This is a genomic window from Pseudomonas sp. B33.4 (assembly GCF_034555375.1).
Lineage (GTDB): Bacteria > Pseudomonadota > Gammaproteobacteria > Pseudomonadales > Pseudomonadaceae > Aquipseudomonas.
Window position 1 is genome coordinate 184,387 of sequence record NZ_CP140706.1, and the last position, 13,078, is coordinate 197,464.

Consider the following 13,078-nt stretch of genomic DNA (forward strand, 5'->3'; position numbering starts at 1 on the left):
TTGAAGATGCCTTTGATTTCGCGTTTCATCCTTCTGCTGGGAGCGCTGCTGGTCAGCGCCTGCGCCCAGCAAGCTCCGGCATTCGCGCCGCCGTCCGAGCGTCCGCTGGCGGCCAGCGAAAAACCGTGGCCGAAAAACCACGTGCTCGGCATCGCCTATCACGATGTCGAAGACCGTGACCCCGATCAGGCGGTGGTGGCGGTGCGCACCGAGCGCATGATCGAGCAGCTCGCCTGGTTGCGCGAAAACGGCTACAAACCGGTGACGGTCGACCAGATCATGGCCGCGCGCAAGGGCGGCCCGGAGTTGCCGGCGAAAGCGATTTTGCTCAGTTTCGACGACGGTTATTCGAGCTTCTACACCCGTGTGCTGCCGGTACTGCGCGCCTATAGCTGGCACGCGCTGCTGGCGCCGGTCGGCAGCTGGATCGATACGCCGCTCAATCAACCGGTGGACTTCGCCGGTGCCCCGCGCGCACGTTCGGATTTCCTGACCTGGGATCAGGTGCGCGAAATCTCGCAATCCGGTCTGGTGGAAATCGCCGCGCACACCGACGCCAACCACAAAGGCATTCTGGCCAACCCGCAGGGCAACCTGCAGCCTGCTGCCGCGACCCGGCGCTACGATCCGCTGACCAGGCGCTATGAATCCGAGGCCGAATTCCAGGCACGGATCCGCACCGACGTGAACAACATCTCGGAAAAAATCCGCAAGGTCACCGGCAAGAAACCCCGCGTCTGGGTCTGGCCGTATGGCGCGGCGGACGGCACATCGCTGACCGTGGTCGGCGAGCAGGGCTATGAAATGGCCCTGACCCTGGACGACGGTCTCGACGCCCTCGACAACCTGATGAGCAGCCCGCGTTTCCTCGTCGCCTCCGACCCTGACGGCGAGCACTTCGCCAACAGCGTCGTCGGCGTGCAGTCGGATCTGCCCATGCGCGTGGTGCATGTCGATCTGGACAACGTCTACGACCCGGACCCGGCGCAACAAGACATCAACCTCGGCAAACTGGTGCAGCGCATGGCGGACATGGGCGCCAACACAGTGTTCCTGCAAGCCTTCGCTGATCCCAAGGGCGATGGTCTGGTGCACTCGCTGTACTTCCCCAATCGGCATTTGCCGGTACGAGCCGACATCTTCGACCGGGTTGCCTGGCAGTTGCGCACTCGTGCCCACGTGAAAGTTTTTGCCTGGATGCCGGTGCTCAGTTTCGGCCTTGATTCGAAGCTGCCGCGCGTCACCCGCTGGGACCCGAAAACCGGCACCACAGCCGTCGATCCGGACCAGTACAAACGTCTGTCGCCGTTCGATCCCGAGGTGCGGCGAATCATCGGTGAAATCTACGAAGACGTGGCGCGCCTGACCTCGGTCGACGGCATTCTTTATCACGATGATGCGGTGCTTTCGGACTTTGAAGACGCCAGCCCTGAAGCCTTGAAAGCCTACGCTGCCCATGGCTTGCCGGGTTCGATTGCCGCCCTGCGCGACGATCCGGCCGCGATGCAGCGCTGGACCCGCTTCAAGAGCAAATACCTCATCGACTTCACCAACGAGCTGACCGCCAAAGTCCGCGCCATCCGTGGCCCGCAGGTGCAGACCGCGCGCAACATCTTCGCCGAGCCGATGCTCAATCCACACAGCGAAGAATGGTACGCACAGAACCTTGACGATTTCCTCGCGACCTACGACTGGACCGCGCCGATGGCCATGCCGCTGATGGAAAAACAGACCCAGGCAGAGTCCGGCCCGTGGCTGGAAGCGCTGGTGGCCACGGTCAAAAAACGCCCCGGCGCACTGGATCGCACGGTGTTCGAATTGCAGGCGCGCGACTGGACCAAGAAGGATCAGGCTGACATCGACGGCGCGCATCTGGCGGACTGGATGGGCCGTCTCAAGCGTCAGGGCGCGACCAGTTTCGGTTACTACCCGGACAACTTCCTCGACAACCTGCCGGACCTGAAAACCGTAAGGCCTGCGCTCTCCAACAAATGGAATCCATAACATGCTGGATAGACTGTTAGCCCTGCTTGTTCTGGCGCTCGTCCTCGGCGTGCCGCTGGGCCTGATCTTCCTGGTCACCGGGCAGTTCCTGATGGACTTCGTGTTCTTCTACCCGCTGTTCATGTCCGGGTTGTGGATTGCCGGTGGCCTGTATTTCTGGCTGCACTGGGAGCGCCACTGGCCGTGGCAGGACGACACCCTGCCGCCGCCACTGGAAGGCGAGCCGCTGATCTCGATCCTGATCCCTTGCTACAACGAAGGCGACAACGCCGCCGACACCATCCACGCGGCGCTGGCCCAGCATTATCCGAACATCGAAGTCATTGCGATCAACGACGGCTCCAAGGACAACACCGCCGAAGTGCTCGATGCGCTGGCCAAGGAAGATCCACGTCTGCGCGTGCTGCATCTGGCGGAAAACCAGGGCAAGGCCGTCGCTCTGCGCATGGGCGCGATCGCTGCGCGCAGCGAATATCTGGTGTGCATCGACGGTGATGCGCTGTTGGCACCGAACACGGCGGCCTATCTGGTCGCACCGATGCTGGATAACGCACGTCTTGGCGCGGTGACCGGCAACCCACGGATTCGCACGCGTTCGACGCTGGTCGGGCGGGTTCAGGTCGGTGAGTTCTCCTCGATCATCGGTCTGATCAAACGTACGCAACGGGTGTTCGGACGGATCTTCACCGTCTCCGGAGTGATCGTCGCGTTCCGCCGTAGCGCGCTGAACCGGGTCGGTTACTGGAGCCCGGACATGATCACCGAAGACATCGACATCAGCTGGAAACTGCAACTGGATCACTGGAGCATCTTCTACGAGCCGCGCGCGCTGTGCTGGATCCTCATGCCGGAAACCCTCGGCGGTCTGTGGAAACAGCGGTTGCGCTGGGCTCAGGGCGGCGCCGAAGTGCTGTTCAAGAACATCCGTGGCATCTGGCAGTACCGCCATCGTTACCTGTGGCCACTGCTGTTCGAATACTGCCTGTCGACCGGTTGGGCGTTTACCTTCCTGCTGTCGGTGATTTTCTGGGGCGTCGGCAAATTTGTGGTCATGCCGGAGGCGATCGCGGTGGATCACCTGATGCCGCCGGCATTTACCGGGTTGCTGCTGGCGTTTGTCTGTCTGGTGCAGTTCGCCGTCAGCATCATCATCGACCGCCGCTACGAGCCGGGGTTGGGCAAGACGATGTTCTGGGTGGTCTGGTACCCGATTGCCTTCTGGTTTGTCAGTTTGCTGACCACGCTGGTCAGCTTCCCGAAAGTCTTGTTCGGCCAACATCAGAAACGTGCGCGTTGGGTCAGTCCCGACCGGGGTATCAAACCGATTGGCGACGACGAAGAGGAGGTCATCAAATGAAAATCATCCGGACCCGCCAGCGGCCCTTTCTGGTCGTGGTCGATGTGGTGCTTACCGTGGTGGCGTGGGTGGGGCTGCTGTTCTTGCTGATCCGTGGACTATGGCCGTTGGTCGAAACCCATGCGGGCGGGCCGCGTATCGACAACTCGGCGTTTGAAGCGTTGGGCACCCTGCAGATTTATCTGTGGGTGGCGTTGGTCAACGCGGTGATTCTGATCGGTTGGGCGCGTTACCAGCAGCGCAAAAGCCGCAGTTTCGCCCAGCGCCGGCTGCCGTCGCCGGTGATCGACGATGAAGGGTTGAGCCAGAGCTTCAAACTCTGCGATGAGCGCTTTCAGAAACTGCGCACGCCCGGGGTGATGACCATTCACAACGATCAGGAAGGCGACATCAGCCATGTGGTGACGCATTTCTGGCCGGTTCAGCAGCAGGAGTTGCCGCCGCCGCTGGCACCGCTGGAGCATCCACGGGTGATCTTTCTGCATGCCGAAGATGACGACAATCGCGAGCCGGTAAACCGGCTTACCTGAAGCACGAAAACCCGTGTAGGAGCTGCCGAAGGCTGCGATCTTTTGACTTTAAAGATCAACAGATCGCAGCCTTCGGCAGCTCCTGCACGGTTTTTTTCAATCGCGGATCAGTGTCCAGGCCTCTTCCATTGCCAGCGGTTGCTTCATGCGCTCGGCCAGCAGCGCCATGGCGCGTTCTTTTTCGCAGGCGACTGCAGCGACCAGAATGCCGTTTCTGCCGAACAGACCAATAAATGGCGGATGTTCAGGCTCGCCGAGAAACTCCACTTCATCCCAATGTTCGGCGTGGCCGAGGTAGTCGTAATTCTTGCCGAAGTGCCAGGTCCAGAAGAACGGCACGTCCAGATAATGCTCCTCGCCACCCAGCATGTTGGTAGCCGCGACTCGCGCGTGCTGCTGGGCCAGGCGCCAATGTTCGATGCGTTGCGGCTGACCATGCAGCGGGAACGTGGCAATGTCGCCGATGGCCCACAGGCTTTCGCGCACGCGCATGCCGTCATCGACACGCAGCGACTGATCCTCTTCCCGAGGCAGTGAGGCGAATGCTTCGGTCGCCGGATGCACGCCGATCCCCGCCAGTACCAAGTCGGCTGAAAGGCGCAGACCATTGTCCAGCAGCACCGCTTCGACCTTGCCCTCCCCGATGATCTCTGTGGCTTCGTGCTCGGTGATGAATTTCACGCCGTTTTCCTCGTGCAAAGCGCGAATGGCTTTGCCCACGGCCTCACCGAATTGCGCGGCGAAGGGAATCGCGTGACGTGCGAGTACCGTGACGTCGAGGCCATGCTGGCGCAGGGCCGAGGCGCATTCGAGGGCGATGAAGCTGTCACCGATGATCACGGCGCGTTGATCGGGGCTGGCCGCTGTCATGATCTGTTTGGCTTGGGCTTTTGAGCGCAGTACGAACACCTGCGGAAGATCGGCGCCAGGCAATTTCAGCGTATTCGGCTCGCCACCGGTAGCCAGCACCGCCGCGTCATAACGCAGGGTCTGGCCATCGCTCAGGTGCAAAACCTTGCTTGAGGCGTCGAGAGAGGTGATTTCTTTTTCCAGCCGTTCGATGCGCTGCTCTTTATAAAAAGCTTCATCTCGCAGCGGAGGGGTTTCCTCGGGGGGCATTTCTCCTGCGAGAACAAATTTGCTCAGCACCGTGCGGTCGTAACCGGCATCTGCCTCGCGATCAATCATCACGATGCGGCCACCAAAACCTTTTTCCCGCAGCGCCGCCGCACATGCGGTACCGGCCGCACCCGCGCCGACGATTACGAACGTGCGGGAATCATCCGCCGGAGGGGTATGCGGATCCGTCAACGGCTGATCATCGACCCAGACCTCATCACCACGCAGCTCCAGCGGATAACGTTTGAGGCTGTCGAGCGCCGGTGGCTCGCACAACGCGCCATCCTCCGCGCGAAACTCAGCCTTGTGCCACGGGCAGATAAGGCGTCCGTGACACAACGCACCGTCAGCCAGCGGCGCGCCGGCATGTGGGCATTCGCCTTGAAATGCGCGTAATTGCCCACCGGCGCGCAGCAGCACAATCTTGCATTCACCGATTTCAACTTGCAGGCCACGGTCTTCAGGGACATCGGCGATACGGGCGACGCGGTGCAGGGACATGGTCGGCTTCCTCGCGGGGCATTTCTCTTGTGAGTTTGCGTCGTAGTGCGAGGTTCAGCCATTTGCTACTGCCACGGCACGAACGGTACGGCTATAGTTTGCAGGCCGAACACGGCCCAACTGCACAAGGTGCTCCCGGAATGACCCGATTGACCTCTCTCAACCCTTGGCTTGCGGCCATTGCCGTCACCCTTTGCGTGCAGTTTCCGGCGCAGGCCCAGGAGCGTTTCACCCTGAACATCCCGGGTGTTTCCGATAATCGCCTGTTCACCTCGGCCGCGGCCAGCGACGCGGCCGGTTGCGGCGGCAAGAACCAGTCGCCGGCCCTGAGCTGGAATGCTGGCCCCGCCGCGACCCAGAGTTACGCGATCGTCATGCATGATCCTGACGGCCAGAAAGGCCTGGGCGTCGATCACTGGATTCATTACGGCATCAAAGCCACCACGCACCAGATTGCTGCGGGCGTCGGCGCCAAGTCTGCGTTCGAAGGCGTCGGCGGCACCAACAGCAAAGGCAACACCCATTACATGGGGCCGTGCCCGCCAGTGGGCGACAGTGCGCACCACTACATCATCCAGATCTACGCACTGGATCTCGCGCCAGACGCGTTGCCGGCCGGTTTGACCCGCGCCGAACTGATGGAGAAAATCAAAGGCCATGTGCTGCGCAACAGCAGTGCAGTGCGGCGTTATCACCGCTGAAGATATTTTCAGTGGCGTTTAACCCGAACTGAAGGGGCCGCCCGTCTTAGTGGATGAATGATCAATTTCATCCCGAGGTCAGCCCCCATGTCTCATCCTCTCTTGCGTCCTGTTGCGGTTGGTGTGCTATTGGCGCTCGCCGGCTGCGGTGCTTCGTCCACACCCGATTCCGCTGCTGTACCAGCGCCGGCGCAGCCTGAGGTGCTGGTTCAGCAGGAAGCGGTCACGGCTGACACTTCAATGGCCAAACGCGCGCTGTACAAGATGCCCAATGCGGGCAGTGCTCCGATGCCGTTGAGTGAAAGTTATCCACAGGGCTATCGCGAAACGCAGCGCGAGCAGTATCAGGCGTTGGCCGATAACCCGATCCATAGCGTCGTCGAAACCCCGGTTTCAACGTTCAGTGCTGACGTCGACACGGGCGCTTATGCCAACGTACGCCGGTTGCTCAATCAGGGCCGCCTGCCGCCGGAAGGCGCGGTACGGCTGGAAGAAATGGTCAATTACTTCCGCTACGACTACGCGGTGCCCAGTGACGACTCGCCATTTGGCGTAACGACTGAATTGGCGGCCTCACCGTGGAACCCGCACACCCGCTTGCTGCGCATCGGCATCAAGGCCTCCGACCGCGCGGTGGCGGAACTGGCACCGGCCAATCTGGTGTTTCTGGTCGATGTGTCCGGCTCGATGGATCGCCGCGAAGGCCTGCCGATGGTCAAAAGCACGCTGAAATTGTTGGTCGATCAGTTGCGTGATCAGGATCGCGTTTCGTTGGTGGTGTATGCCGGCGAATCGAGAGTAGTGCTGGAGCCGACTTCCGGACGCGAGAAAGCGAAAATTCGTACGGCCATCGAGCAATTGACCGCGGGTGGCTCGACCGCTGGCGCCTCGGGTATCGAACTGGCCTACCAAATGGCGCAGCAGGCCTTCATCCCCAAAGGCATCAACCGCATCCTCTTGGCCACCGATGGTGATTTCAACGTCGGCGTCAGTGACTTCGACAGCCTCAAACAAATGGCTGTGGATAAACGCAAAACCGGGATTTCGCTGACGACGCTGGGTTTCGGTGTGGATAACTACAATGAACACTTGATGGAACAACTGGCTGATGCCGGCGACGGTAATTACGCCTACATCGACAACCTGCGCGAGGCGCGCAAAGTGCTGGTGGATCAGTTGAGTTCGACCCTCGCCGTGGTGGCGAAAAACGTCAAACTGCAGGTGGAATTCAACCCGGCACAGGTCAGCGAATATCGTCTGCTTGGCTACGAGAACCGCGCTCTGAAGCGTGAGGATTTCAGCAATGACAAAGTCGATGCCGGCGAAATCGGCGCAGGGCACACGGTGACTGCGCTGTACGAAATTGTTCCGGCAGGCGAGAAGGGCTGGCTGGAACCGCTGCGTTACGGTCGAAACGCAGCGGTGGTTTCCGGGAAAAGCGGAGAATTGGCCATGCTGCGTGTGCGTTATCAACGTCCTGACGGTGGGAAAAGTCTGCTGATCGAGCGGCCGATTGCCAATCAAGTTGCGCCGGCCAGCGAAGACCTGCGCTTTGCCGCTGCCGTTGCCGCGTTCTCCCAACAACTCAAGGACGGTCGTTACACCGGCGACTTCAGCCTGAAAGACACCGAGGCATTGGCCCGTGGCGCTCGCGGTGATGATCGCTTCGGCTTGCGTAACGAGTTCGTGCAACTGGTCGAACTGGCGCAGAGTTTGCGCAGCTCAACCGCATCGAATGCGCTGGCTACTGAACGACGGATCGAATAAGTGAGTCGTCTGAAAGGCTTCATCAGTCAGCTGTTTGCCTCGGCAAACAGCTCAGCCGCCAACAGCGATGAATCGCTGCTGGCGCGTTATCGCGAGGGCGACGGCGCCGCGTTCGAGATGTTGTACGCGCGCCATCGCCAAGGCCTGTACCGGTTTCTGCTCGGTTTGAGCGGTAAACCGGAACTGGCCGACGAAGTGTTTCAGGAGACCTGGCTGAGCCTGATCCGCAGCAGCAGTCAGCCACAAGGCCGGGCGACATTTCGTACATGGCTGTTCCAGATAGCGCGCAATCGCCTGATCGACCACTGGCGCAAACACGACGCCCGACAACCGCTGCATGACAGCTATGACGAACAAGCTCATGCCGTCAGTGACGAAGCTAACGATCCCGAACAACTGCTCAGCCTCAGCCGCGACAGCCAACGCCTGGAAAATGCCCTGCAAACCCTGCCCGCCGACCAGCGCGAAGTGTTCCTGCTGCGCGCCCACGGCGACCTCGATCTGGCACAAATCGCCACTCTCACCGAAACGCCGCTGGAAACCGTCAAAAGCCGCTTGCGCTACGCCCAGCAAAAACTGCGTCGGCTGCTGGCCGAGGAGGTACTCACATGACTGACGCCCGCCAGACACCTGAAGATCCGCTGATCAAACACGTCCGCGAACAGCAAAATGCTGAGCCGCCAGCGCATCTCGATGCGTTCATCCTCAACGCCGCGCAGCGTCAAACCCCTGCGCTGAAACCAAGCCTGTGGCAACGCTGGCTGGACGCTTGCCGCAAACCACGCTGGCAAGTCGCGTTCGCCAGCCTCGTTGGCGTCGCATTGATGTTGTCGCTGGTGCAACGAGATCCTCAACCGCTGCGCCAGTACGACTACGCCCCGGCCCCAAGACTGGCCGTGCCCATGGCCGAAACGGAATCAGCGCAGCTGCATCGATTGTCCGCCCCGGCCGGCGCCATGCCCGCACCCGCACCGATTATGGAAATGGCCGCACCCATGCAAAATGAAGCAATCAGCGCCGACGCAGCCAAACTCAGCAAACGCACCGCCGCCCCGGCAAACGGTCTCGACGCACAACTGCGCGAAGTCCTGCACCTGCGCGAATCCGGCCAATCGCAAGCTGCCGACAGCCTGTTCAACAACCTGCACAAACGCTACCCGAACGCCGATCTCGACGCCCGACTCCAACAGTTGCAGAAAAAATGACCGCCTGCCCCCTCAGCCATTTGGCATTGCCCCGCAAAAACGCGCAATATCGGGCTATTGCCAATGCGCTGGAGGACAACGTGGCAGCAAAAATTGACCGCATCGCCCAACTGCTCAACTGCCCGGACAAGGGCGAAGAGATGCGGCGAGCGATTACCGAGACGCGTAAGGAGTTTCTGCTGAATCAGCCGGAAGAGAATGTGCTTGAAGAAGAGGACGTCTTTGAGGACGAGGCTGAGGAAGAAGACGACGATGATTACGATGAGTTTGACTGGACGACGGAGTGACAGCCGCCTCTCGCATTTTCGGCGCCCACAAAAAAGCCCCGGCCTTTATCAGTCCGGGGCTTTCTCGTTAAATCAATGGTGCACCAGGCGGGATTCGAACCCACGACCCCTGCCTTCGGAGGGCAGTACTCTATCCAGCTGAGCTACTGGTGCAGCGGGCGACATCATACCTAGGTCGGCTCGGGGCGTCCATGCTGGGTTTCGGCGCGGATTGTCAGTGCGCGTGTCGGCGCAAATCGCTGCATTCCTTAAAGCTGTAACGTCCTGCAAAACCCTCGTTTGGCGCTTTCGCGGGACTGATCTAAGGTTTGCCTGCGGCTGGAGCTTTTTGCTCGTTGATCTGAAAAAATCCACAAACACGTCGTTTTTGTTCTTTTTTTCGAACGACCTATTGTCCTTTAACCCCTTTGATCCTACGATCCGTTTGAGATTTCAAACGCTCGTTGACCGGGCGTTGACGCGCCGGTGGTTCGAATCGTCCACGGTTGATGCGCCACACCCGGTCACTGATTTCCCTGACGGCAGCCTTGCGAGGCGCCTTTCTACAATCATAATTTGCTCCGCGCAGGCCGCGGTGCTGTTAAGGAAAGCCGACATGCAGCTTAAAGACACCCTGTTGTTCCGCCAGCAAGCCTTCATTGATGGCGCTTGGGTCGATGCGGACAACGGTCAGACGATCAAGGTCAACAACCCGGCCACCGGCGAAATCCTCGGTACCGTGCCAAAAATGGGCGCGGCCGAAACCCGCCGTGCCATTGAAGCCGCCGACAAGGCGCTGCCGGCCTGGCGTGCACTGACCGCCAAAGAGCGTGCCGGCAAGCTGCGTCGCTGGTTCGAACTGATGATCGAGAACCAGGACGACCTCGCGCGCCTGATGACCCTCGAGCAGGGCAAGCCGCTGGCCGAAGCCAAGGGCGAAATCGTTTACGCCGCTTCGTTCATCGAGTGGTTCGCCGAAGAAGCCAAGCGCATCTACGGTGACGTGATTCCGGGTCACCAGCCAGACAAGCGCCTGATCGTAATCAAGCAGCCAATCGGCGTGACCGCCGCGATCACCCCGTGGAACTTCCCGGCTGCGATGATCACCCGTAAAGCCGGGCCGGCGCTGGCCGCCGGTTGCACCATGGTGCTCAAACCTGCTTCGCAAACTCCATTCTCCGCATTCGCCCTGGCCGAACTGGCTCAGCGCGCGGGCATTCCTGCAGGCGTGTTCAGCGTCGTGTCCGGCAGCGCCGGCGACATCGGCAGTGAGCTGACCAGTAACCCGATCGTGCGCAAACTGTCCTTCACCGGTTCGACCGAAATCGGTCGTCAATTGATGTCGGAATGCGCCAAGGACATCAAGAAAGTCTCGCTGGAACTGGGCGGCAACGCGCCGTTCATCGTGTTCGACGACGCTGACCTGGACAAGGCCGTTGAAGGCGCGATCATTTCCAAGTACCGCAACAACGGCCAGACCTGCGTCTGCGCCAACCGTCTGTACATTCAGGATTCGGTCTACGACGCGTTCGCCGAGAAGCTGAAAGTGGCTGTAGCCAAACTGAAGATCGGCAACGGTCTGGAAGACGGCACCACCACTGGCCCGCTGATCGACGAAAAAGCCGTGGCCAAGGTGCAAGAACACATTGCTGACGCTGTGGCCAAAGGCGCAACCGTACTGGCCGGTGGCAAGGCGATGGAAGGCAACTTCTTCGAGCCGACCATCCTCACCAACGTGCCGAAAAACGCCGCCGTGGCCAAGGAAGAAACCTTCGGTCCACTGGCGCCGCTGTTCCGCTTCAAAGATGAAGCCGAAGTGATCGCGATGTCCAACGACACCGAGTTCGGTCTGGCTTCGTACTTCTACGCACGTGATCTGGGCCGTGTGTTCCGTGTGGCAGAAGCCCTGGAATACGGCATGGTCGGCGTCAACACCGGGCTGATCTCCAATGAAGTCGCGCCGTTCGGCGGCATCAAGGCCTCGGGCCTGGGCCGTGAAGGCTCCAAGTACGGCATCGAAGATTACCTGGAAATCAAATACCTCTGCCTGGGCATCTAAGCCGGGAAAGGGATCGCTGCAAACGCAAAGGGCACGAGAGCGCTGTCCCTTTGCGTCGTTTCAAACCGGAATTTTCTCTGCGGCCGGGAACGCCGTGGCAGTCGATCATCGCATGCTGCCACCGTCGCTTCCTCCCGCTTAATCCTTGAACCACGCCGCCCGATGAGCGGCGAATGAGGACTGTAATGAGCAAGACTAACGCTGAACTGATGGCCCGTCGTACCGCAGCTGTTCCACGTGGTGTTGGCCAGATTCACCCGATCTTCGCTGAATCGGCAAAGAACGCTACCGTGACTGACGTTGAAGGTCGTGAGTTCATCGACTTCGCCGGCGGTATCGCTGTACTGAACACCGGCCACGTGCACCCGAAAATCATCGCCGCCGTGACCGAACAGCTGAACAAGCTGACCCACACCTGCTTCCAGGTACTGGCTTATGAGCCGTACGTTGAGCTGTGCGAGAAAATCAACGCCAAGGTGCCGGGTGATTTCGCCAAGAAAACCCTGCTGGTCACCACCGGTTCCGAAGCCGTGGAAAACGCCGTGAAAATCGCCCGTGCCGCCACTGGCCGTGCTGGCGTGATCGCCTTCACCGGCGCTTACCACGGTCGCACCATGATGACTTTGGGTCTGACCGGTAAAGTCGTGCCGTACTCGGCCGGCATGGGCCTGATGCCAGGCGGCATCTTCCGCGCGCTGTACCCCAACGAACTGCACGGTGTGAGCATCGACGATTCGATCGCTTCCATCGAACGCATCTTCAAGAACGACGCCGAGCCGAAAGACATCGCCGCTATCATCATCGAGCCGGTTCAGGGCGAAGGTGGTTTCTACGTCGCGCCGAAGGAATTCATGAAGCGTCTGCGCGCTCTGTGCGACCAGCACGGCATCCTGCTGATCGCTGATGAAGTGCAAACCGGCGCTGGCCGTACCGGTACGTTCTTCGCCATGGAACAGATGGGTGTTGCTGCCGACCTGACCACTTTCGCCAAATCCATCGCTGGCGGCTTCCCGCTCGCCGGTGTGTGCGGCAAGGCTGAATACATGGACGCCATCGCGCCAGGCGGCCTGGGCGGCACCTACGCCGGTAGCCCGATCGCTTGCGCCGCTGCTTTGGCCGTGATGGAAGTGTTCGAAGAAGAGCAACTGCTGGACCGCTGCAAGGCTGTCGGCGAGCGTCTGGTCACTGGCCTCAAAGCTATCCAGGCCAAGTACCCGGTGATCGGTGAAGTCCGTGCCCTGGGCGCGATGATCGCGGTCGAGCTGTTCGAAAACGGCGACAGCCACAAGCCTAACGCTGCAGCAGTAGCGTCGGTTGTGGCCAAGGCGCGCGACAAGGGGCTGATCCTGCTGTCCTGCGGCACCTACGGCAACGTTCTGCGCGTCCTCGTACCGCTGACCTCGCCGGACGAGCAACTGGACAAAGGTCTGGCGATCATCGAAGAGTGCTTCTCCGAGCTCTGATCACCCCGTGTGACCTGATCGACAAAAAACCCGCTTCGGCGGGTTTTTTTACGCCCCTTGAAGCACATCGGACGCTTTAGCACTGTATCCAATGGCCAGCATTGGC

General features: G+C 60.4%; 11 protein-coding genes and 1 tRNA gene. 10 read left to right on the top strand and 2 right to left on the bottom strand.

Annotated features, from left to right (window positions below; genetic code table 11):
* Positions 1-6: 6 nt before the first annotated feature.
* From pgaB to pgaD, 3 genes are read left to right on the top strand one after another with little or no spacing between them, the layout of a single operon-like run.
* Entirely contained in the window at positions 7-2,004 is a 1,998-nt protein-coding gene (pgaB, locus tag U6037_RS00800) for a poly-beta-1,6-N-acetyl-D-glucosamine N-deacetylase PgaB (protein ID WP_322845482.1), read from the top strand.
* Between the two features lies 1 nt (position 2,005).
* Entirely contained in the window at positions 2,006-3,361 is a 1,356-nt protein-coding gene (pgaC, locus tag U6037_RS00805; RefSeq protein ID WP_007917696.1) for a poly-beta-1,6-N-acetyl-D-glucosamine synthase, read from the top strand.
* Positions 3,358-3,891: a poly-beta-1,6-N-acetyl-D-glucosamine biosynthesis protein PgaD gene (pgaD, locus tag U6037_RS00810; RefSeq protein ID WP_322845483.1), complete on the top strand. Its 534-nt coding sequence runs from the start codon at positions 3,358-3,360 to the stop codon at positions 3,889-3,891. The genes pgaC and pgaD overlap by 4 nt, the downstream gene beginning before the upstream one ends.
* Before the next feature lie 96 nt (positions 3,892-3,987).
* On the opposite strand, the gene U6037_RS00815 is transcribed toward pgaD, so the two are convergent.
* Positions 3,988-5,511: an FAD-dependent oxidoreductase gene (locus U6037_RS00815; protein WP_322845484.1), complete on the bottom strand. Its 1,524-nt coding sequence runs from the start codon at positions 5,509-5,511 to the stop codon at positions 3,988-3,990.
* 140 nt (positions 5,512-5,651) lie between these two features.
* Between U6037_RS00815 and U6037_RS00820 the strand changes: the two genes are divergently transcribed.
* The 5 genes from U6037_RS00820 to U6037_RS00840 all read left to right on the top strand — a co-directional run bounded on the left by U6037_RS00820 (position 5,652) and on the right by U6037_RS00840 (position 9,471).
* Positions 5,652-6,212 (top strand): YbhB/YbcL family Raf kinase inhibitor-like protein, encoded by a 561-nt coding sequence (locus U6037_RS00820; protein WP_242208786.1) that lies wholly within the window; start codon positions 5,652-5,654, stop codon positions 6,210-6,212.
* Between the two features lie 87 nt (positions 6,213-6,299).
* Entirely contained in the window at positions 6,300-7,979 is a 1,680-nt protein-coding gene (locus U6037_RS00825) for a VWA domain-containing protein (protein ID WP_322845485.1), read from the top strand.
* 30 nt (positions 7,980-8,009) lie between these two features.
* Positions 8,010-8,591, top strand: a complete 582-nt coding sequence (locus tag U6037_RS00830; protein WP_322847267.1) for an RNA polymerase sigma factor — start codon at positions 8,010-8,012, stop codon at positions 8,589-8,591.
* Positions 8,588-9,184 carry a hypothetical protein gene (locus U6037_RS00835; protein WP_322845486.1) on the top strand — a complete coding sequence of 199 codons (597 nt, stop codon included), beginning with the start codon at positions 8,588-8,590 and terminating at the stop codon, positions 9,182-9,184. The genes U6037_RS00830 and U6037_RS00835 overlap by 4 nt, the downstream gene beginning before the upstream one ends.
* A complete protein-coding gene (locus U6037_RS00840; RefSeq protein WP_416221696.1) occupies positions 9,181-9,471 on the top strand; it encodes a hypothetical protein in 291 nt (96 codons plus the stop codon). Before U6037_RS00835 ends, U6037_RS00840 begins: the two co-directional genes overlap by 4 nt.
* 76 nt (positions 9,472-9,547) lie before the next feature.
* Here the strand turns inward: U6037_RS00840 and U6037_RS00845 are convergent.
* Positions 9,548-9,624: transfer RNA gene (locus tag U6037_RS00845), tRNA-Arg, on the bottom strand.
* Between the two features lie 442 nt (positions 9,625-10,066).
* Between U6037_RS00845 and gabD the strand changes: the two genes are divergently transcribed.
* Together gabD and gabT are read left to right on the top strand one after the other, a co-directional pair.
* Positions 10,067-11,509: an NADP-dependent succinate-semialdehyde dehydrogenase gene (gene gabD / locus U6037_RS00850; RefSeq protein ID WP_007917688.1), complete on the top strand. Its 1,443-nt coding sequence runs from the start codon at positions 10,067-10,069 to the stop codon at positions 11,507-11,509.
* A 185-nt stretch (positions 11,510-11,694) separates the two neighbouring features.
* Positions 11,695-12,972: a 4-aminobutyrate--2-oxoglutarate transaminase gene (gene gabT / locus U6037_RS00855; RefSeq protein ID WP_007917687.1), complete on the top strand. Its 1,278-nt coding sequence runs from the start codon at positions 11,695-11,697 to the stop codon at positions 12,970-12,972.
* Positions 12,973-13,078 lie beyond the last annotated feature (106 nt).

Bases quoted from the DNA above. Each gene is read 5' to 3' on its own strand.
- pgaB (WP_322845482.1), top strand. From the start codon at position 7: ATGCCTTTGATTTCGCGTTTCATCCTTCTGCTGGGAGCGCTGCTGGTC.
- U6037_RS00825 (WP_322845485.1), top strand. From the start codon at position 6,300: ATGTCTCATCCTCTCTTGCGTCCTGTTGCGGTTGGTGTGCTATTGGCG.
- pgaD (WP_322845483.1), top strand. From the start codon at position 3,358: ATGAAAATCATCCGGACCCGCCAGCGGCCCTTTCTGGTCGTGGTCGAT.
- gabT (WP_007917687.1), top strand. From the start codon at position 11,695: ATGAGCAAGACTAACGCTGAACTGATGGCCCGTCGTACCGCAGCTGTT.
- U6037_RS00835 (WP_322845486.1), top strand. From the start codon at position 8,588: ATGACTGACGCCCGCCAGACACCTGAAGATCCGCTGATCAAACACGTC.
- U6037_RS00840 (WP_416221696.1), top strand. From the start codon at position 9,181: ATGACCGCCTGCCCCCTCAGCCATTTGGCATTGCCCCGCAAAAACGCG.
- pgaC (WP_007917696.1), top strand. From the start codon at position 2,006: ATGCTGGATAGACTGTTAGCCCTGCTTGTTCTGGCGCTCGTCCTCGGC.
- U6037_RS00815 (WP_322845484.1), bottom strand. From the start codon at position 5,511: ATGTCCCTGCACCGCGTCGCCCGTATCGCCGATGTCCCTGAAGACCGT.
- U6037_RS00820 (WP_242208786.1), top strand. From the start codon at position 5,652: ATGACCCGATTGACCTCTCTCAACCCTTGGCTTGCGGCCATTGCCGTC.
- gabD (WP_007917688.1), top strand. From the start codon at position 10,067: ATGCAGCTTAAAGACACCCTGTTGTTCCGCCAGCAAGCCTTCATTGAT.